Raw genomic sequence first — 21556 nt, 5'->3', positions numbered from 1 at the left:
TCACCGCCGGGGGCGGTTCGGGATGGCCATGCAGGATGGCAAGGTGCGGACGACCGCGGGGACCGCGATTGTGGTGCGGCCGTCGCGGTCGTTGCGGATGGCGTAGCCGAAGGCCAGGGCGTCGGCGGCCGGGATCTTGTCAGGCCGGATGGTGATGACCACGCCTGTGTCCTGGAACTGGTAGGAGACCGGATAGCGGTTCAGTTGCTCAGGAGTCGCAGTGGTGAGGAACGGGAACATCGGATCCATGTCGAGCGGTGTCGTGCACTGATCGGCCGGGACCATGCGCATGACGACGGTGCGCGCACCGGCCCGCGCCAGTTCGGCGTTGAGCTTGTCCGTGTCCTTCAGGCGGTCGGCACGGAACGAGACGGCGATCGACCCGTCGGCGTGTTTGTCCACTGTGTATGCCGCAGCGGGTTCGGCGATGACGAACGCGGTGGCGGCGGCAGCCACCGTCGCACCGGCCACCGCGGCGACGAGCCGGCGACGTCCGCGCCGCCCGGGTGACACTTGTGGCACGGCGAGGACCCGCTCGAGCAGGGCCTGAGCCTGCGAGTCGCGCGGATCGGGTTCGAGCATGGTGAGCGCAGGGTCGGCCGCGCGCAGGCGGCCCAGAGTGTCGTTCATGGACTGGTACTCCCTTGGGGAACGATGGATGGCCGGGTGCGCCGGGCCGTCGAGGTGTCCTGCTCGTCCGTCGCCAACAACCGCTGGGCGAACCGTCGCCGCGCCCGGTGCAGCCGCACCTTGAGCGCTGTGCGCGTACATCGCAGGACGAGTGCCGCTTCGGCCACGTCCAGCCCTTCCCATTCGATGAGCCGTAGGACCTCCTGGTCGGCCGGGGACAGTTCAGCGAGCACCGCACGGACGCGCATCTGCTCGTCGACCCGGGTCGAGTGGTCCGCCGCGTGGACGTCGCCACCGGCAGCCGCCTTGTCGGTCAGCCGTTGCAGGCGCGTCCGCCCCCGCAGCTCGTTGGCGATGACCTGTCGGGCGGTGGAGTAGAGCCAGGCTCGGGCGTGGTCGGGCGGCAGCTCGCCGAGCCGGCGCCAGGCGATGAGGAACGTGCCGGCGACGATGTCGCCTGCCGCGTCGGCGCCTACCCGACGTGTAGCGAAACGCGTCAACTCCGCGTAGTGGGCCTCGAACAGTTCCTCGAAGCGCCTTCGAGCGGCCGCGTCGTCTGGTTCCATATCTGGGAATGTCCGCCTGGAGGCCTCTGGTTACCGGTCTCGAACTGTAGGTTCACGCGATCATGGTTTCGCTGAGCCCGGCTGGGACCAGGAAGATCCCGGGGCCGGTTCCTTACCGAACTCGTACGTTGCCTTGACGCTGCGCTGAAGTCGAGCGCGTGTCTCCACGTGTGCGACCCGCCGATCCCGGTGGGCCGAGGTCACACGAGAGATGGAGACGGAACATGAACACCAGCATCGCGAGGTGGGGCCGGCGACTCGGTACCGCCGCGGCACTGTCCCTCATGGCCGCTGCGGCGACCGCCGTGCTGGCCGGGCCGGCGTCGGCTTCGGGCATCTCGGGGCTCGACATCGTCGAGGACAGCAGCGGCGTCAACAGCGGCCCGGACAATGAGGCGTACGCCGAGTGCCCGGCCGGCACCAAGGTCGTCGGGGCCGGGGTCACCAACACCGGCCTCGGCCAGGTCGTCGTCGACATCCTGCGGCCGGAGACGCGGGCCGTGTACGCGCACGCGTACGAGGACGGCAACGGGTTCTCCGGCAGGTGGAGCCTGACCGTCCGCGCGATCTGCGCACCCGACGTGGAGCTGATCAACTACGAGATCGTCGGCGTGACCAGTACCCCGGACTCGAGGTCGCCGAAGGACATCACGTCGACCTGCCCGGGCGGCAAGGCTCTGATCGGGATGGGTTGGGCGCTCGCCGGCGCGGGCGGCGACGTGGGCGTCACCGATGTGATCCCGTCGTCGGATCACGTCTACGTCCGGGCGTACGAGGAGAACAACTCCGCGACGACCGCCGCCTGGAGCGTGACCGCCTACCGGATCTGCGCCTCCTCGCTCACCGGCCTGGTCATCCGCACCAGCTCGACGACCCCCGGGTCGGGCAGCCAGGGCAAGAGCCAGCCCTGCCCGGTCGGCAAGGTCGCTCTCGGTGGCGGCGCGAACATCGTCGGCGGCACCGGCAACGTCGTGCTGCACAACCTGTGGCCCGGCAGCTTCTATGCGAACCAGTGGCTCATGAGCGCCAACGCCAGCGAGGACGACGACGGCGCGCCCGCGGCGTGGCACCTGACGCTGCACCAGATCTGCGTCGACGACTGAACGGGCGCGGCGCGGAGGTGGCGGCGTACGCCTGATAATTCGTATTAGCGTCTTGACGCCGGCCGATCGGAACCGCGAAACTCACTGATCGGCCGGCGTCCGATGGGACTTCCTGCGCCAAGAGCTCGGGTTCGGGTCAGCCAATTGAAAGGCAACACATGCGCCGTCTGCTCTCTGCCCTTGCGGCATCCGCCGCGACCGTGGCGCTCGTCGCGACCGCGCTCGTCGGCCCCGCGGCGGTCGCTGACGACGCCCCCGCCTTCGGTGCCCCTGACGCCATCGCCGCGGACTACTACGGGGCACTGCTGCGGCACACCCGGTGGGTCGAGACAGTGTGGGACCCGGCTGCCGGCGCCTATCAGCTGACGGACTTCAACTTCGCGGTCGTCCTGGGCAACGCCGTCCTGCTCACGCACGGCGACTACGACGCCGACCTCGCGGGCGTGAGCAAGGACGTGCTGCGTGCGCACACGTTGGCCACGATCAGGAAGTTCGCCGCGGACAACCGGCTGGTCCGGGCGAACGGCACATGGGGCAAGAGGCTCTTCTGGGACTCGACATTCGAGTCGTACTTCCTCGACGCGGGCCGGCTGCTGTGGGCCGAGCTGGACCCGGCCACGCAGGCGAACCTCAAGACCATCGCCACAGGCCAGGCGAAGTACGCCGCCGACCTGAACTTCGCGCAGGACCCGCTGTCGGGCAGCTGGGACGCGCGGTGGCCCGACGGCGCATACCAGGGAGACACGGCGCTGGAGGAGTCCGGCGTGTATACGCAGGCGCTGGCCCCGGGCGTCGCATGGGCGCCCGACGACCCCGACGCGGGACGCTGGACCGACCAGCTGAACACCTGGGCCCGGAACGCGGCCGGTCAGCCGACTGCGGACCGCAACAACCCGGCGCAGGTCGGCGGAGCGCCGATCTCGAGCAACACGATGCACAACATCCGCGACACCTACCTCGTGGAGAACCATGGGGCGTACGCACCGCACTACCAGTCGGACATCTGGCGTTCGGGCGGCCGCAACTCCATCCAGTTCATCCTCAACGGCCGGCCCGTGCCCGAGGTCCTGCTGCACCAGCCGAACTCGGCCGAGCTGTGGAACTCGCTCCAACTCGGCATGTCGGCGCAAGGTGAGCCCTTCATGCCGATGGTCGCCGACCGCGAGTTCCTCTACGGCCGCGACGTGATCCCGCTGGCGTTCGTCGGCCAGGTACTTCGCCGCCCCGAGGCGGTGACCGCCGAGAAGCACCTGGCCGCCGGCCTGGCCGCCTATCAGGCGTATGCACCGACGAACCGGCTGACGAAGTTCTCCGGCGAGGCGAAGTACGAGCCCGAGGCGCGCGCGGAGATCGCGATCTCATACCTGCTGCACGACCACGCAGCCAGATCGGCCGCCGGGCCCGTACAGCCACTGACCGACGCGCAGGCCGTCGTCACCGCCGCAGGCATGCGCGACTACGGTGCCAGCGCTGGGATCGTCATGCAACAGACCACGACGGCGTGGGCGGCCGCCCTCAGCAAGCCCGGGTACGTCAAGTTCCCGTGGGTGCCCGGCCACGACTCGTGGCTGTTCCAGGTCTCGGGCGCGACGCCGTTCCTGTACCCGTCGACGAGCGCGAAGATCGCGTCCCGCGACGTCACGACGTACACACGGCCGCGCGACGGATTCGACGGCACGGCGTCGGTCTTCCAGGTCGGGTCCGGCTACGCGGGGCAGGCGACGCTGCCGACCGGCGCGGCGGTCTACGCCTCCACGGGCGCCGGAGCCGATGACGGCATCGTCTCGGTTCGCAACCTCGACATGGGAGGCGCGTTCGGGCTCGACGGCTCGCGGACCTACACGACAGCCGAGGGCACCACCACGGTCGCCCCGCAGGCCAAGATTCCCGCCGACCCGGCCGACGCGAAAGCCGCCCGCGTGGACGACCTCACGTTCGATGCGCCCACCACCGCCCGGTACGTGCGCATGCTCGGCCAGCAGGGCAACGCCAAGTACGGCTACTCCATGTACTCGCTGCACGCGTACGGTCCGACGACGCCCACCGATGTCGCGGCCGGTCGCCCGGCGACGGCGTCCAGTGAGGACGTCGCGAGCGGGTACACGGCGGCCCGTGTCACTGACGGCAACCCGTCGACCCGCTGGGCCGTCTCGGTCGCCGAGCGCACCCGGCCGGACTCCTGGATTCAGGTCGACCTGGGTGCCCCGACCGTGCTGGGTTCGGTCCGCGTCGCGTGGGAGTCGGCCGCCGGCGCCCGGTATCTGGTCCAGGTCTCCGACGACGGGCGGACCTGGCGCACGGCCGCGGCCTACGGCAACGCCCCGGCGGACGTCAACGTCGCGCGCCTCGACACCGTGGACCTGACCCCGCCCGGGCAGACGGCACCGGCGCCGGTCACGACGCGCTACGTGCGGATGCAGGGGGTGCGGGGCAATGCCCAGTACGGCTACTCGCTGTACCACTTCCGGGCGTTCGAGCCGACCGGCACCGACGTCGCGGCCAAACGCCCGGTGACGGCGTCGAGCGCCGACAGCGGCTTCCCCGCGAGCGCCGTCACCGACGGCAGCCCGACCACGCGCTGGGCCGTGTCGAAGGCAGACCGCCTCCGGAGCGACTCGTGGATCCAGGTCGACCTCGGCGGGCCCACCGCGCTGTCGCAGGTGCAGCTCGGCTGGGAGGCCGCGGCGGGAGAGGAATACCGGGTTCAGACCTCGATGGACGGCGTCACCTGGCAGGACGTCGCGCGGCACCGGGAGACCGGCAACCGCGTGCTCGAGTCGGACGGCGGGTGGATCTCCGTCGAGAACAAGGGCGGGTTCGTCGTCCGCGGCTCCGACGCCCCGATCACCGTCTCCCGCGCGAGCGACACCCAGCAGGTGATCCGCCTCGCCGGCGGCGGCCAGGGGCCGCGCCTGATCGAGATGGTGCCGGGCGCGGCCGCCGCGACGGCCGCGCAGTCTGCGCGACCTGAGCCGACGACGTCGAACCCCGCCACGCAGACCGCGCTGGTCGACGGCTTCCTCGTCGTCTTCAACCTCTCCGGCACCGAGGCCACCACGGCGGTCACGATCCCGCACGGCGGCGGTGCTGTTCCGCTGTATGCCGGCACTCAGCGCGTCGGGGCGACGTCCTCCGTGCTGGACGTGACGCTCCGCCCGGGCTCGGCCGTCGTGCTCACCCCGCGGGTCACCGCGGTGACGCCGGGCAAGGGGACGGCCCCGGCCGGACTGACCGCCGTGGTCGACGACGCGCGCACCATCCGCGTCTCCTCCAACGGCACCGTCCGTTCGGTGCAGCTCCGCAACCTCGAGACCGGGGAGGTGCTGGGCGCCGGCCTGCCGCCGACGGGCATGGTCAAGACGGTGTCCTTCTCCTCCGCCCGCCCGTACCCGGTCGCGGATCTCGCGCTCGGCACAGAGACCTTCCCCGCGTCCGTGCTTCCGCAGGGCATGACGTCGCCGTCCCTCGCTGTCGACGGCGATCGGGGCACGGCCTGGGTCCCAGGACCGGACGGGCGCATGGTCGTCGATCTGGGGCGATCCGCCGCGATCGGCACGGTCGGGCTGACCTGGGACGGGGCGCAGGCACCTGCGGCGACGGTGTCGGTCAGCGACGACGGCCTGACGTTCACCGACGTCGGCTCGGTCGCGGCGGGCATGCAGCTGGGCTCGGTCAAGCTGGGCGCCACAGCACGGTACGTCGCCGTGACCACCACGTGGCATCAGGGCGACGCCAGGCTCAGCACACTGGAGGTACGCCCGGGCGCGTAGCGCCAGGACCAGCCGTGAGCAGCGCGGTCAGGCCGAAGTGGTCGGAGACGTACCGTGGGCGGTCGTCGACGGCGAACGGTCGGTCGCCGAAGCGCTGGATCTCGACCGGGACCAGGTGCTCGCCGCGCAGCAGGATCCGGTCGAGGCGGCCTGGGCGGCCGTTGGGGTCGCCGATCGCCGCCAGGGGATTCGCGGCGGGGTCGAAGGTGTAGCCGGCGTCGTACGGGTACAGCGCCGGCCACACGTCGACGATGCCGGGCATGGGGATCGGGGTGTCGTCGCCGAAGTTGACGTCGGCGAGGATCACGGCGGCGTCGACGTCGGGGCGGGACAGCCGCTCGTCGAGGAGCCGCAGCTCGTGGGCGCGGCGTCGCGGCGCGTCCGGCGCGCGGTTGCTCGTCAGGTGGGCGGCGGCGAAGGCGACCCGGGCCCCACCGACGGGCGCGATGCCGACCACCTGCCGCCGGTGGGACTCGATGCGCAGCGGCCGGCGGCTCAGCAGGACGGTGCCGTAGGCGGCGTCGGCCGCCGGGCCGTCGGACACGTGGTAGCCGGACCGCACCCAGTCGGCGACGAGCAGCGCCGACCACAGCTCGTGCGTCACCTCGTGCAGGGCGATGACGTCGGCGCCGAGGCCGCCGAGCAGCTCGACGCACGCCGGGACGCGCCGGTGCGGGTAGGTGCGGTGGCGGTCGTGGGCGTCGGAGAGCACGTTGTACACCGCGACCTGCACCGGCTCCCCGGCGGACGGCGCCGCTCGGACCGGGGTTCCGGGCGCGGACGGACGCAGTGCTGCGAGGTCCGCGCCGACCAGGTCGATCCGCGCCTTCCGGTCCCATACGACAGTGTCGCCGGCCCGCACGTACCGGACGCGATGCCACGGCACGTCGGACCCGGCGACGAACGCGGGCAGCGGCGACTCGCGGATGCCGGCGCCGCGCTCCTCGTAGCCGATGACGAACCGGCGTGCGTCGAGCGCGGGGTCGTACCGGATCCGCGACACGACCTCCTGGATCGGGCGCATGCCGGTCAGCTCGGCCGGTCCGGGACCGTGCCGGCCGCCACCGGCGGCAACGCGGGCATCATCGGCGAACCGTACCCGGTTGAGGGCAGCGGCGGCGGGTGGTCGGTCGCCGGCCGCGTCCATACGACGCGACGCCGGCGACCTCGGCGAGGTATGGGCACCGGAGATCGTCCACCAGGACGGCAGGTACCACGTCTACTTCTCCGCCGGTCGCAGCGCCGCCCACCGCATGTACTCCGCCAACGGCAGTTGGAGCAGCAAGTACTGCCTCGCCGAGCTACGGCTCTGGGCCGGCGGCGACCCGACCTACGTGTGGGACTGGTACAAGAGCAACGGCTGCCTCTTCGGCTCCTACGCGCCGAACATGATGACCGGGTGGGATGCCACGCTGTACGTCGACGGGCCGGGGCACCACACGTTCGTCCTCGAACGCGGCGACATCGCGACGAGCCCGCCGTCGGGCAACCGGTTCCCGACGATGTACCACGCGGTCGCCAAGGGCACCCCGTACTCGTGGTCGAACCGGTACTGGTACACCGGCACCGCGGTCTGGTGGGGCAACGTCACCTATCGGCGCGCCAACGTCCCCGGCCCCACCACAGACCTCGGCTACGGCCTGAAGTTCTTCGAATAGGCGGCGATGGCGCGAGCCGGGCGGGCACCGGGAGGTGCGGGTCGACCTCGGCGAGCGGTCCTACCCGGTGCGGATCGGCTCGGGCGTACGCCACGACCTGCCCGGTGTCGTGGCCTCGACCGGTGCGCGCCGGGGCTGCTCGGCCGGATCGACCACGATCGGATGGTTGAGCACCACGAGGTGGTCGCCGGATACGGGCTCGGCACCCGGCTCCCGCCGGCCGTCGAGGACGACGACCTGCTCGCCCTGATGGGCCGGGACAAGAAGGCGTTTGGGCGGGTTCACCTTCGTGCTCGACGGTCCCGATGGTGCAGAGTTGGTCCGGGGTGTGGCGGAGCCGGTCCTGCGCGACGCGCTCCGGGCGCTGCGCAGCGGCGCCGCCCGACCCGGACAGATTTCTGCGCACAGCGCTTGAGGTTCCACCGGGTGGAAGGTGCAGGTTGAGATCCATGGACGACGCGACGGGCCTCTACACGATCGGGCAGCTCGCCAGCCGCACCGGTCTGCAGGCCCGGACCATTCGGTTCTGGTCGGACAACGGCGTGGTTCCGCCGTCCGTCCGGTCCACCGGCGGATACCGGCTCTACGACGCGGAGGCGGTCGCGCGGCTCGACCTGGTCCGGACACTGCGTGACCTGGGGCTCGGCCTCGAGGCCATCCAGCGGCTGCTGGCCCGCCAGACGACGCTGAAAGAGCTCGCGGAGACGCACGTCAAGGCCCTCGACGCCGAGATCCGCACGCTCCGCCTGCGCCGCGCCGTCCTCCACACCGTCGCACTACGAGACAGCACCACCGAGGAGATGGCCCTGATGAACAAGCTGGCCCGGTTGTCGGCGCAGGAACGCCAGCAGATCATCGACGATTTCGTCAACGACGCCTTCGCCGGAGTCGACGACGAGGAAGCCTCGGTCGTCGCCGGTTGGATGCGCCAGCTCCCGCTCGAGCTGGCCGACAACCCGACGTCCGAGCAGGTCGACGCCTGGATCGAGCTGGCCGAACTGGTGTCCGACGAGTCCTTCCGGCGCAAGGTCCGCGCCATGGTGGTCAGCGGCGGTGACGACAACCGCCTGGAGTTCGGCCTGAACATCAGGCCGCTGGTCATCGAGCACGCGGGCGGCGCCGTCGAGCGCGGCGTGGCCCCCGACTCGCCCCGCGGGCGGGTCGTGCTGGACCGGGTCGTCCCGGCCGACCTGCCGGACGACGAGGCCGTCTCGTTGATCGACTGGCTGGAGATGGTCGCCGACCGGCGGGTCGAGCGCTACTGGCAGCTGCTGAGCGTGCTCAACGGCGTCCCCGCCGCGCCGGCCGCCGTGCCCGCCTTCGAATGGCTGCTCGCCGCCCTCCAGGCGCACCGCCCGACGCCGTCACCCTGATGCTGCTGCGGCACGCCCCATCGCTCAGCGGTGCGCAGATCTGCGAGATCAGGGACGGCCTCGCCGTGATCGCCCGTGACCACGGCTGGATCGAAGCCTGAGGCGGCCGCTCGCCGACGCGATGCCGGCGCCGGCTCGTCGGCGGGCCGGTGTCCCGGCTTGCCGGCCCGCCGACGAGTGACGATGGCCTGGTGCTCACGGTCGTTGCCGTGCCTGCGGAAGCTCGGGCTCCGTGGTCGCGAGGTGCGCCGCGGGTGGCCGCATTGCTCCCTGCGGCGCGCTGGGCGTCGCAGGGATCGTTCGTGACCGCGTGGATCGGTCCCGTCCAGTGCGCTACCGGTTGAACTGGAACCAGTTGAGGTTGACGAAGTCGGCGCCCGCCGTGCCGGTGAACGTGACGAACACGGTGTGGACGCCGGTGGCCGTGCCGGTCAGGTTGGTGGTGGTGCTGGTCCAGGCCTGCCAGCCGCCGGTGGAGGTGACCGGGACGCTGGCGATGATCGGGCCGGTGGCGGAGTCCAGGCGGTACTGGATGGTGCCGCTGCCCGCACCCGAGGCCAGCCGCGTGGTCACCGACGCCGCGGTCGGGGTGCCGAAGTCCACGCCTGCGTAGCCGAGCCAGTCGCCGGGCGTGACGTAGCCGACGTTCTGGCCGCCGCCGGTGTCGGTGGTGGTCTCGGTCTGGGTGCCGGACTGGCTGCTGAAGCCCTCCGCCTGCCGGACGCTGTAGGCGTTGGGGAGGCCGGCGCCGGCGGTGAACTGCAGCCAGTTGAGGTTGACGAAGTCGGTGCCCGCGGTGCCGGTGAAGGTGAGGTACAGCCGGTGCACGCCGGTGGCCGTGCCGGTCAGGTTGGTGGTGGTGCTGGTCCAGGCCTGCCAGCCGCCAGTGGAGGTGACCGGGACGCTGGCGATGACCGGGCCGGTGGCGGAGTCCAGGCGGTACTGGATGGTGCCGCTGCCCGCGCCGGAGGCCAGCCGGGTCGTGACCGAGGCCGGCGACGCCGCGCCGAAGTCGAGGTCGTAGGCGAGCGTGTCGCCGGGGGTGACGTAGCCGACGTTCTGGCCGCCGCCGGTGTCGGTGGTGGTCTCGGTCTGTGTACCGGACTGCGCGTTGTAGCTCTCGGCCTGGATCTGGGTGTACGCGCTGCGTGTCGTCGGCTGCGTGCCCCACGGCACCTGCGGCGAGCTGTAGAAGTTGATCCCCTGGACCGTCCACCGTGGACCCTGAGCGCCGAGCCGTACCTTGAAGGTGTCCCAGTTGCGTGCCGACTGCGGTGACCACGCCAGCTCGGCGAGTGCGGGCAGCCGCGGGAACGCCATGAACTCGATGCCGGCCAGGTTGGTGATCGTCTCGGTCCACATCGGAGCTTCGACGCCGAGGATCGCGCTGGCCGGAACGCCTGTGAGGTAGGCGCCCGGGTCCCAGTTGTAGGCGGTCTGCACCTCGATCAGGCCGGCCCAGGTCTGGCCGAGCGGGGTCGAGTTGGTGTACTTCATGTCGAGGTACGCCTTGTTCGCCGGCGACAGCAGGATCTTGTCGCCCTTGCTCACCGCGGCGCTCAGGTCAGCGTCCGATGTGGAGGTTCCCCAGTACTGCGCGACCCGGTTCGTGGTGTGGGTGGCCTGCCCGATCTGGTGCCAGCCCATGACGGCCTTGCCGGCGGTGCCGACGAAGGGCTGGATGCGGTTCATGAAGGTGGTGTAGTCGGCCGGCGGTGTGCTCGACGCCTCGTCGCCGCCGATGTGCAGGTACGGCCCGGGGGTGAGGGCGGCGAGTTCGTTGAGCACCTGCTGCACGAACGTGTAGGTGACCTCTTTGCTGACGCACAGCGAGCTGAAGCCGACGGCCGTGCCGGTGTAGAGCGGCGGGGCCGTGTTGTTGCAGTTGAGCTGCGCGTAGGAGGCGAGCGCGGCGTTGGTGTGCCCAGGCATGTCGATCTCGGGCACGACGGTGATCTGCCGCGACGCCGCGTAGGAGACCAGGTCGGAGTACTGCGCCTTGGTGTAGTAGCCGCCCGCGCCGCCGCCGACCTGGGTGCTGCCGCCGACGGTCGCCAGCTGCAGCCAGGCGTCGATCACGATGCGCCAGCCCTGGTCGTCGGAGAGATGCAGGTGCAACGTATTGATCTTGTACTGCGCGATCTCGTCGATGTACCGCTTCACCACGTCGGGGGCGAAGAAGTGTCGGGACACGTCGAGCATCGCGCCGCGGTACCCGTACCGCGGGAAGTCGACGATCCGGCCGCCGGTGACCGTCCACGGTCCACTCTGGACGGTCCGCGCCTCGACGGTCGCCGGCAGCAGCTGCCGCAGCGTCTGGACTCCGTGAAACAGCCCTGCCGTGGTCTGGGCGCGGAGCGTGACTGCGGCGGCGGTCACGTCGAGCTGATAGCCCTCGGTGCCCACGCTGGGATCGGCGCCGGACAGCAGCAGCGCGATGCCGCTCGCCGGCGTGCCGGTCGTGGTGGAGACCGGCAGCGCGTAACCGGTCGACGGGCGGAGGATGCCGGCGAGGTAGTCGCCGACGTCGGTGGCGCCGGCCGCGGTCTGAATCGCGGCGTTGGACGGCAGCGTGTAGGTCACGCCGGCCGCGGGCTGCGCCGACACCGGCGCGGGCACGACGTCGGAGAGACTCACCGCGGCGCTGGCCGGGGAGCCTGCCAGCACCCAGGCGGCGCCGGCGGCGACGGTCACGACGGCCGTGGCGGAGGCCAGCAGCAGGCTGCGCGGGGAACGGTGCACGGCATCCTCCGGCGAAACTGTTAAGTTACCTGCTAATTTGACGGCAGGCTATGTCCTGGGTGCGAATGTGTCAAGGTCTCCTTCTGTGGACAGTCCGCCGACGCCGTGGGAGGTCGAGGCCTCCGGCGGCGGCCGGCGTCGCTGAGCAGCGCATCCGCCTCACCCATCGACGCCGTCCTGAAACTCGCCGAGAGCCGCGGCTGACCTACCGGTCCAGGAGGAACTCTCCGATCAGGCGGTGGACTGCCGCGACGCCGGAGCGAGCTTCGAAGGGTGGCAGCCGTGACGAGCCCCGCACGAGACGAGCAGGACCGGCGCGACGAGGACAACCGGCTGTGGGCCCACGGCATCCACATCGACGACAGCATCGTCCAGCGGGGGAACTACTTCCTGGTCGCCCAGTCGATGCTGGTCGTCGCGTACTCCATCCTGCTGTCGGTCAGTCAGCAGGTGCACCGGCTGGCCGTCGCCGTCTCCATCATCGCCGTGGTGGGCATCGTGCTCGCCGGAGTCTGGGGGTACGTGAGCTGGTGGGGCGTGCAGTACCTGCGCCACGTCCAGTCGATGGCCGTCGACCGGCTGCCGGAGTACCAGCAGACCCGCGAGACCTGGCGGTCGCGGCGGCGCGTCTCGGCGCTCACCGTGTTCACCTACGTCATGCCGAGCATGGCGGGCGTGATGTGGGTCGCGTTCTTCGTCTTCATCTGAGCGCGGAAGCGCCGTGCCCTCGAACCCGGTGAGCGGGGGCAGCGCGGCGAGGGGCTCATCGCCACGGTCGGGCACGGGGGCGCGGCGGGGTACCGGCTGGACCTGGAGCCGGCGTGCGTCGACGCCGTCCGGTTCGAGGAGTCGGTCTGGGAGAGCCGCCAGCTGCTGGCGCTCGGCGACGCCCGGCAGCTGCGGACGCGACCTGAACCACAGCATCGGAAGGTTGAGCGCATCCACTGATCGGTTGATCGGGAGGCCCACCGACTGAGGTGCCGCGCGGTCGATCCGCCGCGGCGCGCCGTCACGGAGGCTGAATGGCGTGGGCAAGTTGCGTGAACACAGGTGCCTTCGGTGCGCCCGGCGGGATCCGGTACCTGTCGCGGTCACAGCCTGCCGAGAAGCTTTCCAGAAAGTATGCGAGGGGACGATCGAAGATGCTGGCAACGTACACCGTGGACCTGTCGCCACTCCCGCCGGCCGAGCGATTCGACCACTGGGCGGAGCTCGTGGCCAAAGAGGTCGCACCCAACCAGATCAGCAGCACGCACGCCCACGACTTCGATGCCTGGATGCGAACGAGCAGTCTGGGGGCGCTCACCCTCACGACGCTCCGGTTTCCATCGCTGACCACCCGGCGGACGGCAAAGCTGATCCGCCGCTCCGATCCTCAGCAGTACCAACTGGCGCTGCTGACATCGGGTTCCGGTGCGGTCGAGCAGGGCCAGTGTGCGTCGGCCATCCAGCCGGGCCAGTTCACGCTGCTCACCTCCTCCCGCCCCTACGAGGCGTCCCACGGCATCCGGGCGGCTGCGCCGGAGCCTGCGGGTTCCGTCGTCGTGGTCATTCCGCACGCACAGCTGCCCATACCGCACGACAAGGTCAGCCGGCTGCTCGGCGAGCCCCTGCCGTCAACCGGGGGGATCGGCAGCCTGCTGGCGCAGCACCTGCAGCAGATCAGCGTCCATCCTGAGCAGTACGAGGCGTCGGACGCCACGCTCCTCGCGGGGATCGCGCTCAACTTGATCACCGCGCTGCTCGCGCAGGAGCTCGACGTCGCAGACTCCTTGTCGGGCAACGTCCAGCAGGAAGTGCTGCGCACCCGCATCGACGCGTTCATCGACGCCAACCTCGGCAGGCCGGACCTCGGACCGCAGATGATCGCCGCGGCGCACAACGTCTCGATGACCACGCTGAAGCGTCTCTTCCGGACCGGCGAATCCCCGGTAGCCGAGGTGATTCGCACCCGGCGGTTGCAGCGCTGCCGGAAGGACCTGGCCGACCCCGGACTGCGCGACCGCCCCGTGCACGCCATCGCAAGCCGCTGGGGATTCCGTTCCACCGCCCACTTCAGTCGCATCTTTCGGGAGGAGTACGGGATGCCCCCCAACGAGTACCGGGTGCGGCACTGACCGGCCTTGCCAGGCGAACAACACCGATCTGGTGCCGCATGCCTCGACCTCATCCGTCGGATCATGTGTCTGCTGGGCGCCGGGCACGGCCGCGGCGATGAACTCCGCCGGGCTCATGGTGCCGCCGGTTCAGACGTCCGGGAACAGCACGGAGCCGATGCCGTCGGCGGTACCGTCGGGGTACTTGCCGGACACCTCGGGAGCGGCCTGCAACGCCAAGATCCGGGCCGGCTCGCCGGGATGGGCGACCCGGATCTCGGATCCGTCGTCCGGCAACACCCAGGCCTGCACCCTCACACCCGGTGCCAGCGCCGCAGCGTCGGCGGCGCGCAGGCGGTACCCGATGAAGTCCAGCACGTGCTCCTCGACACCCTCGAAGCGCAGCTGCAGCCGCACGTTCCGGCGCTCTGAGCGAGCATTCCCGGGCGCGACGTCGGCCGCGACGATCTCGGCCGTCATGCGCACACCCCGCCGCAGGATACGCCGGTTCCGCCGGTACGCTCCGATGCCCACCGCCGCGGCGGCACCCACGCCCACGACCGCGAACACCGACGCCCACATCAGCACTTCGGACAGCGTCGAGATCTGCATCCCCATGGACGACAGTATTGCGTGCGACTTCCACACCATCTTCGATGGCCGTTGACCCGGGCTTGCCACGCTGCCCGGCAGGGTGTTCCGCTGAGGACGTCCGTGCAGGTCGTCACGCCGCGGATCGCGCGAGGTCCTCGGCGTTCTTCTCACTTCAGCGGGTCCATACGTGTCCCTGATCGGCGACCGGCAGCCGTTGCAGGATCTTTTCGAGCAGCTCTCCGAGACGACGGGCGGCTGCCACTTCGTCCTCGCCGAGGACATCTACGAGGCCGGCCGGCCGCAGTCCGTGGCAAGGGTCCGGGGTCCATGAGCCGAATCTGGACCGCATCGACAACAACGTGGTCCGGATAGGCAACGTCCGCAGCCGCGCTTACCCACAGACTGACATCGATCGCCGTGATCGTTGGTGGCGACGACACAGGTGAAACGGGGGGTGCGATGAAGCGGCAGAACGTGCCGACCCATCGCTCCGCGTCGCGAACGGCCGCTGGGTCTCTGCATGCCATCGCCAGCGGCCGCTCGGCCCGCAGTCCTCGCCTGTAAGGCAGGCATTCGCGCCGGGGGCGGGGAACTCCGGCTGCCTGACATTCATGTCCGTAAATGGCTGACGGGAGTTACGTTGCCGACACGTTGGCGTTCGCATGATTTCATCGCGCTGAGCTGGCTCCGGGTGTCACGTCCGGTGACCCTCGCCCTGACCGCGTTGCTGGTGCTGGGCGGGCTGGACAGCGTCGACCACCAGGCCGCCGCAGCGGCACCCGCCAATCCGTCGGGGGTCGCGAATCCTCAAGCGCAGTCGGTCGCGGTGTCCGGCGTGTCGGGCCGCGCCCGGCCGGGGGTCGAGTCCGACAAGGCGGCGCTGGGGAAGGTGCCGGCGCCGGTGTGGCCGGTGGCCGGGTCGGCGGTGGTGCCGGTGAGCGGGACGGCGCAGGCACAGTCGAAGCAGCAGGGTGCCGTGGTGGCGCCTGGTGGGTTGCCGGTGACGGTCCGGGCCGGTGGCCCGGTCGCCGAGCCGCGCACGGCGGGGGAGCAGGCCGCGCAGAGCGCCGCTGCGACGGTGTCGCAGGTGCGGGTGTCGGTGCTCGGCCAGGACGTGGCCACGGCCTTGGGTGTCAAGGGTGTGGTGCTGACGGTGAACCGGGCGGACGGTGCCGCGCGGCCCGGGTCGGTGGGACTGGACGTGGACTATGCGGCGTTCGCTACGGGCTACGGCGGTGACTACGGCGGCCGGCTGCGGCTGGTGTCGCTGCCCGCGTGCGCGGCGAGCACGCCGGCGTTGCCGGAGTGTCAGGTGCAGACGCCGCTGAAGTCGTTGAACAACCCGGTGTCGAAGCGGGTGTCGTTCGACTCGGTGTCGCTGCCGGGTGACCCGGCAGCGGTGGCGGGCGGGTCGAAGTCCGCCGGCTCGGGGTCTGCGGGTGCGGTGCTGGCGCTGACGTCGGGCACGGCTTCGCAGGCGGGTGACTGGTCGAAGACGTCGTTGTCGCCGTCGGCGTCGTGGTCGCAGGGCGGCTCGTCGGGTGACTTCACCTATTCGGTGCCGTTGGCGGTGCCGCCGTCGCTGGGCGGTCCCACGCCGAATCTGCAGCTGCAGTACAGCTCGGGCGGCCTGGACGGCAAGACGGTGGCGACGAACGCGCAGGCGTCGTGGGTCGGTGACGGCTGGGACCTCGACCTCGGCTACATCGAGCGGTCGTACCGGGGTTGTTCCGACGACGGCAACGCGACCGGCGACCTGTGCTGGACGTCGGCGAACGGCGACAACGAGCCGATCTCGATCGTGATGGACGGCGTGTCCGGGCAGCTGGTGCGGGACAACGCCACCGGTGAGTACAAGTCGGCGGTCCACACCGGGTGGAGCTTCAAGAAGTACACCGGTGCGGTCAACTACGACAACGACGGCGAGTTCTGGCAGGTGATGTCGCCGGACGGGACGCAGTACTTCTTCGGTCACGGCGGCGCCTACAGCGCGACGGCGGCGCAGACGTACTCCACGGGGATCGTTCCGGTGTACGGCAACAACAGCGGGGAGCCGTGCTACAAGACGGCGGCACAGGGCGGGTATGCGGCGTCGTCGTGTGCGCAGGCGTACCGGTGGAACCTGGACTACGTCGTGGACCCGCGCGGCAACAGCGAGACGATCTTCTACCAGAAGACCACCGCGAAGTACGGCCACAACAACAACAACGGTGTCGCGGACTACGACGTCAACGTCTACCCCGTGCGGATCGAGTACGGCACCCGGCAAGGTTCGGAGGGTGCGGCTGGTAAGCCGGCGCCGATGCGGGTCGACTTCGGGCTCGAGTCGCGGTGCAACGATGTCGGCACCTGTTCGATCGACGTGCCGTGGGACCAGTACTGTGTGGCGTCGTCGTGTCCGAACCTGACCAGCCCGGCGCATTTCATGCAGTGGGCCCTGGCCTCGGTCACCACGAAGGTGTTGACGGATCCGGCCACCGCCACCTACCAGGACGTCGACAAGTGGACCCTTGACCACGACTTCCTCAACCCCGGCGACGCCAGCCCGGCGGCGCTGTGGCTGGAAGGGTTGCAGCACACCGGGTACAAGGGCGGCACGGCGCTGTCGACGCCGCCGATGGCCTTCGGTGGCGGGGCGTTGGACAACCGCGTCGACTACAACCTTCCCGCCGGTGTGCTGAAGCTGCGCCGGTTCCGGCTCAGCAGCATCGAGAACGGCACCGGTGGTCTGCTGACGGTGTACTACGCGGGACAGGACTGCAGCCCGACGAGCATCCCCGAGGGCAGCGCGAACAACAACATCTACCGATGTTTCCCGCAGTACTGGGCCCCGGAGGGCGGTGCGGCAGGGTTCGGCTGGTTCCACAAGTACGTGGTCACCGCCGTGCAGCAGTCGGACCTGGCGGACGCGACCGCGCCGCCGGTGCTGACCAGCTACAGCTACAGCCTCACGCACTCCTCGACGAACGTGCTGTGGGGGCACGACCCGTCCGAGACGTCGCCGCTGTCGCGGCGGTCGTGGTCGGACTGGCGCGGCTACACCGACGTCACCACCACGACCGGACCGGTCGGCGGCACGCAGACGGTGTCCTCGGCGCTGTACTACCGCGGGCTGCACGGTGACCGGGCCAGCGCCACCGGCGGCGCCCGGACAGTCACCGTCACCGACTCGCAAGGCACCACGACCGACGTCAACGTGCTGCGCGGGAAGCTGCGGGAGGACACGTCGTTCCGGCCCGGTGGGCTGGCGTACTCCTCGACGCTGCACTCCTACGGGTACGGCACGGTCGCGATGCGAGACCTGGCGTACGGGATGGGAAACCTGGTCGCGAACAACTTCGCCGAGACCGAGACCCGCACCCGCACCCACATCACCACCCCGGCCGGGGTCGAGGGGTGGCGGTGGACGAAGACCACCACCACGACCGACAGCTACACGCTGCCCACCCAAATCCGTGACTGGGGCGACGAGGCCGACCCGAACGACGACCGCTGCACCGACATCACCTACGCCGACCGCAGCGTCGACCCGGCCAACGGCCGCTACCACGTCAACTACCAGCGCACGAACACTCAGACCACCTGCACGATCGTCGACGGCAACGACTTTCTGGCCGGGACGTTCTACTACTACGACGGCAACACCACCGGCACCGGCGCGGTTGGCCAAGGCCTCGTCACCAGGGTCGACTCGATGAACGGGACGACCGGGACGAACGGGACGTCTCCGCAGTGGCAGAACACCACGAACACCGGCTACGACGCCTACGGCCGGGTCGTGTGGACCCGTGACCCGATGAACGACAACGCGCACAAGACCACCATGCAGTACACCCCGGCGACGGACGCTCCGGTCATCACGACGGTGACCACGAACCCGCTCGGCCACGTCACGACCGTGACGTCGGACGGTGCTCGCGGCGTCCCGGTCACGGTGAAAGACGCCAACAACAAGATCACCACCGCGGTGTACGACCCGCTGGGCCGGCTCACCGACGTGTGGCTGAACCGCGCCGCCACCGGTGCTGCGGACCTTCACTACGCCTACACGCTCTACTCGGGCGCAGGGACGACCAGCTCGATCACCACGACCAAGCTGGGCCCGAACGGCAACGGGATCACCAGCTACGACCTGTACGACGGCAACCTGCGGCAACGGCAGCAACAGCGGCCAGCCCCGCAGGCCAACGGCGGACGGATCGTCACCGACACCCAGTACGACGGGCGCGAGCTCGTGGCCAAGACGACCACTTTCTGGAACTCGAGCGCCCCGGCCGCCACGATCGCCGGGTTCGCCGACACCGACTCGGGTGTCAAGAACCAGCACCGGTACACGTACGACAGCCTGGAGCGGCAGACGACCGATGCGCTGTACTCCGTCAACACGCTGAAGTGGCAGACCACCACCGCCTACGACGGGAACTTCACCACCGTCACTCCTCCCGCCGGCGGCACCCCCACCACGACGTACGTCAACGGCCGCGGCAAGACCACCGAACTGCGCCAGTACCTCGGCGGCGCACCCACCGGCAGCTACCACGCCACCGCCTATACCTACGATCGCCTCGACCGGCTACGGACCACCACCGACCAGTCCAGCAACACCTGGACCACCAGCTACAACCGGCTCGGCCGGGTCGACTCGGCGACGGACCCGGACAAGGGCACGACCAGCGTCAGCTACGACCTGGGCGGCCGGCCGACCACGGTCACCGACGCGCGCCCCGGGTCCAGCACGACCATCAAGTACGACGAGCTCGGCCGTAAGACGGGCTTGTATGACGGGGTCGGTACGACCGGGTTCAAGCGGGCGTCGTGGACGTACGACACGCTGGCCAAGGGCCAGCTGACCTCGTCGACCCGGTACGTCGGTTCCGATGCGTTCACCAGCACCGTCACCGGCTACGACAACGGTTACCGCCCGCTGGGCGTCACGACGGTGATCCCGTCGAGCCTGACCATGCCGTGGTTGCCGAACGGCTCGTACACGACGTCGATGACGTACAACGTCGACGGGTCAGCGGCCACGCTGACGTACCCGGCGGCGGGCGGCCTGACCGCGGAGACGTTGACCAGCACCTACGACAATTCCGGCAACGCGCTGACGCTGAGCGGCCTGGAAACCTACGTGGCCGGGACGACCTATCAGGCGTTCGGCCCGGTGTACCAGCAGGTTCTCGGCTCCGGTTCGAAGCGGGTCCGGCAGACGACCGTCATTGACGAGGCGACCGGTCGGCTCACCAGTGCCAAGACCGAGACCGAGAACTCCGCCAGCCCCAACACGTGGGCGGAGCGGCTGACCGAAGGTTACGGCTACGACGCCGCCGGCAACGTCAAGAACATCAGCGAGACCCTCGGTGGGTCGGTCGTGTCCAACCAGTGCTTCGGCTACGACGCGCTGCGTGAGCTGACCGAGGCGTGGACGACGACCGCCGCGACCTGTCAGGCGAACCCGTCCACGGCCGTGGTCGGCGGGCCCGACCCTTACTGGACGAGCTACCAGTACGCCACCGGCACCAGCAACTACAACAGCGGCAACCGCACCCAGGAGATCCGCCACGCCATCGGCGGCGGCACCGACACCACCCGCACCTACACCTACCCGACCACCGGTAAGCGGCACACCCTCACCAGCGTGACCGCCGCGGGCGGCGGCACCGGCACCGACAGCTACACCTACGACGCCGCCGGCAACACGCTCACCCGCAACATCACCAGCAAGCCGGGCCAGACCCTGACGTGGGACAACGAGGGCCACCTCGCCACGGTCACCGACAGCACCGGCTCCAGCAGCTACATCTACGACGCCGACGGCACCCGCCTCGTCGCCAAGGACCCCGGCGGGGCGACGGTGTACCTGCCCGGCTACGAGCTGCGTAAGGTCGGCAGCACCGTTACCTGCACCCGCGACTACGGCGTCGCCAGCCGCACCCCGGCCGGCCTCACCTGGATCGCTGCGGACCACCACGGCAGCGGACAACTCGCCATCGACGCGGTCAGCCAGACCGCCACCCGGCGCAAGACCGACCCGTTCGGCAGCCCCCGCGGCACCGACCCCACCTGGCCCAACACCAGAGGTTTCGTCGGCGGCACCCGGGACGCGACCGGACTGACCCACATCGGCGCCCGCGAGTACGAACCACTGACCGGCCGATTCATCTCCGACGACCCGATCACCGACTACAACGACCCGCTCCAGATCAACGGCTACATGTACGCCGCCGCAAACCCCGTCACCAACAGCGACCCGACCGGCCTGCGCACCTGCTCCGGCCCGGAGGACTGCGGCCAAGGTCTCGGAGGTACCAAGGAGGACTACTCGCACGGCAACCCCTTCTGGGGCAGCGGCGTGGACAAGAAGCACTCAGCCAAGAACAAGAAGATCTGCGGCGGCAACGGCAACTGCTGGCGCGGCAAGCCGCAGAAGTCGAAGCCGGGCCTGTCGGTGCAGCAGCAGAACTGCGCCGGTATGAGCGCCCGCGCCTGCGAGGCGTACACCGAGAGGGAGGCCCAGTTCCGGGCGGAGCACCAGAAGCCCAAGCTTTCTGCGGCAGCTGGCACCGTGCATGGTGCCGACGACTCGAAGTGGAGCTTCGGCGTGTGCTCTGGCGCCTCCGGCGCGTTCGGGGGCGGGTACGGTCGTACTGAATGCGTTGGTTTCGACCAGGACGGCGTCGGTACCTTCCAGACAACGGGGTGGAGCGTGGGACCGAACGTCGGCTTCTTGGCCGGCGGTGGGGGCTTCGTCTCCAACGGCGACATTCATGATCAGGCTGGCCCGTTCCGTACCGGTGAGGCCAGCGGCGGTGCGGATGTTGCCGCGAGCGTCGAGATCGCGTCCGGAACCGGAGCGGACGGCCAGCAGGTGCACACACTGACCGCACTGGGCGGTGTCGGTCTCGGTGCCGGTGCTGCCGTCGGGCAATCGAACACGAAGATCACCTCGTACCACACCTGGTACGAAATCTTCCACCCGAAGAAGTTCTGGTAGCCGTGACACGGCGATCAGCAGGACGGAGCAGCG

The 21556-nt window shown here is 70.1% G+C and carries 14 protein-coding genes; 8 read left to right on the top strand and 6 right to left on the bottom strand.

Annotated elements, in window-relative coordinates; translation table 11 throughout:
• The gene (locus tag ABZ321_RS29005; RefSeq protein ID WP_354896956.1) at positions 1–630 is read right to left on the bottom strand and encodes a hypothetical protein; all 630 of its coding nucleotides are present in this window, start codon (positions 628–630) and stop codon (positions 1–3) included.
• Positions 627–1196 (bottom strand): sigma-70 family RNA polymerase sigma factor, encoded by a 570-nt coding sequence (locus tag ABZ321_RS29000; protein ID WP_354896953.1) that lies wholly within the window; start codon positions 1194–1196, stop codon positions 627–629. Before ABZ321_RS29000 ends, ABZ321_RS29005 begins: the two co-directional genes overlap by 4 nt.
• 224 nt (positions 1197–1420) lie before the next feature.
• On the opposite strand from ABZ321_RS29000, the gene ABZ321_RS28995 reads away from it, so the two are divergent.
• Both ABZ321_RS28995 and ABZ321_RS28990 read left to right on the top strand, forming a co-directional pair.
• A complete protein-coding gene (locus ABZ321_RS28995; RefSeq protein ID WP_354896950.1) occupies positions 1421–2299 on the top strand; it encodes a hypothetical protein in 879 nt (292 codons plus the stop codon).
• Between the two features lie 158 nt (positions 2300–2457).
• Positions 2458–6069 (top strand): discoidin domain-containing protein, encoded by a 3612-nt coding sequence (locus ABZ321_RS28990; protein WP_354896948.1) that lies wholly within the window; start codon positions 2458–2460, stop codon positions 6067–6069.
• On the opposite strand, the gene ABZ321_RS28985 is transcribed toward ABZ321_RS28990, so the two are convergent.
• Positions 6038–7093: an RNA repair domain-containing protein gene (locus ABZ321_RS28985; RefSeq protein ID WP_354896945.1), complete on the bottom strand. Its 1056-nt coding sequence runs from the start codon at positions 7091–7093 to the stop codon at positions 6038–6040. The genes ABZ321_RS28990 and ABZ321_RS28985 overlap by 32 nt on opposite strands.
• Before the next feature lie 79 nt (positions 7094–7172).
• On the opposite strand from ABZ321_RS28985, the gene ABZ321_RS28980 reads away from it, so the two are divergent.
• Positions 7173–7727 (top strand): hypothetical protein, encoded by a 555-nt coding sequence (locus ABZ321_RS28980; RefSeq protein WP_354896943.1) that lies wholly within the window; start codon positions 7173–7175, stop codon positions 7725–7727.
• Positions 7728–7787: 60 nt separating this feature from the next.
• Here the strand turns inward: ABZ321_RS28980 and ABZ321_RS28975 are convergent, their stop codons facing one another.
• Entirely contained in the window at positions 7788–8012 is a 225-nt protein-coding gene (locus ABZ321_RS28975) for a hypothetical protein (protein ID WP_354896941.1), read from the bottom strand.
• Positions 8013–8176: 164 nt separating this feature from the next.
• Between ABZ321_RS28975 and ABZ321_RS28970 the strand changes: the two genes are divergently transcribed.
• Positions 8177–9100 carry a MerR family transcriptional regulator gene (locus ABZ321_RS28970; RefSeq protein ID WP_354896939.1) on the top strand — a complete coding sequence of 308 codons (924 nt, stop codon included), beginning with the start codon at positions 8177–8179 and terminating at the stop codon, positions 9098–9100.
• Between the two features lie 333 nt (positions 9101–9433).
• Here the strand turns inward: ABZ321_RS28970 and ABZ321_RS28965 are convergent, their stop codons facing one another.
• A complete protein-coding gene (locus ABZ321_RS28965) occupies positions 9434–11842 on the bottom strand; it encodes a family 20 glycosylhydrolase (protein ID WP_354896937.1) in 2409 nt (802 codons plus the stop codon).
• A gap of 282 nt (positions 11843–12124) precedes the next feature.
• Here ABZ321_RS28965 and ABZ321_RS28960 point away from each other — a divergent pair, with 282 nt between their 5' ends.
• Both ABZ321_RS28960 and ABZ321_RS28955 read left to right on the top strand, forming a co-directional pair.
• Positions 12125–12550, top strand: a complete 426-nt coding sequence (locus ABZ321_RS28960; protein WP_354896934.1) for a hypothetical protein — start codon at positions 12125–12127, stop codon at positions 12548–12550.
• A gap of 434 nt (positions 12551–12984) precedes the next feature.
• Positions 12985–13959, top strand: coding sequence for a helix-turn-helix domain-containing protein (locus ABZ321_RS28955; protein WP_354896932.1), 975 nt, complete (start codon positions 12985–12987; stop codon positions 13957–13959).
• 129 nt (positions 13960–14088) lie between these two features.
• Here the strand turns inward: ABZ321_RS28955 and ABZ321_RS28950 are convergent, their stop codons facing one another.
• Complete coding sequence (locus ABZ321_RS28950; RefSeq protein WP_354896929.1) at positions 14089–14703, bottom strand: hypothetical protein; 615 nt, start codon at positions 14701–14703, stop codon at positions 14089–14091.
• Between the two features lie 16 nt (positions 14704–14719).
• Between ABZ321_RS28950 and ABZ321_RS28945 the strand changes: the two genes are divergently transcribed.
• A complete protein-coding gene (locus ABZ321_RS28945) occupies positions 14720–14863 on the top strand; it encodes a hypothetical protein (protein WP_354896926.1) in 144 nt (47 codons plus the stop codon).
• Between the two features lie 360 nt (positions 14864–15223).
• Positions 15224–21523, top strand: coding sequence for an RHS repeat-associated core domain-containing protein (locus tag ABZ321_RS28940; RefSeq protein ID WP_354896923.1), 6300 nt, complete (start codon positions 15224–15226; stop codon positions 21521–21523).
• Positions 21524–21556 lie beyond the last annotated feature (33 nt).

The organism is Dactylosporangium sp. NPDC006015, from assembly GCF_040614215.1.
GTDB classification, from domain to species: domain Bacteria; phylum Actinomycetota; class Actinomycetes; order Mycobacteriales; family Micromonosporaceae; genus Dactylosporangium; species Dactylosporangium maewongense.
The sequence above is the reverse complement of the archived record's forward strand: the minus strand, read 5'-3'. Positions and strand labels throughout refer to the sequence as shown.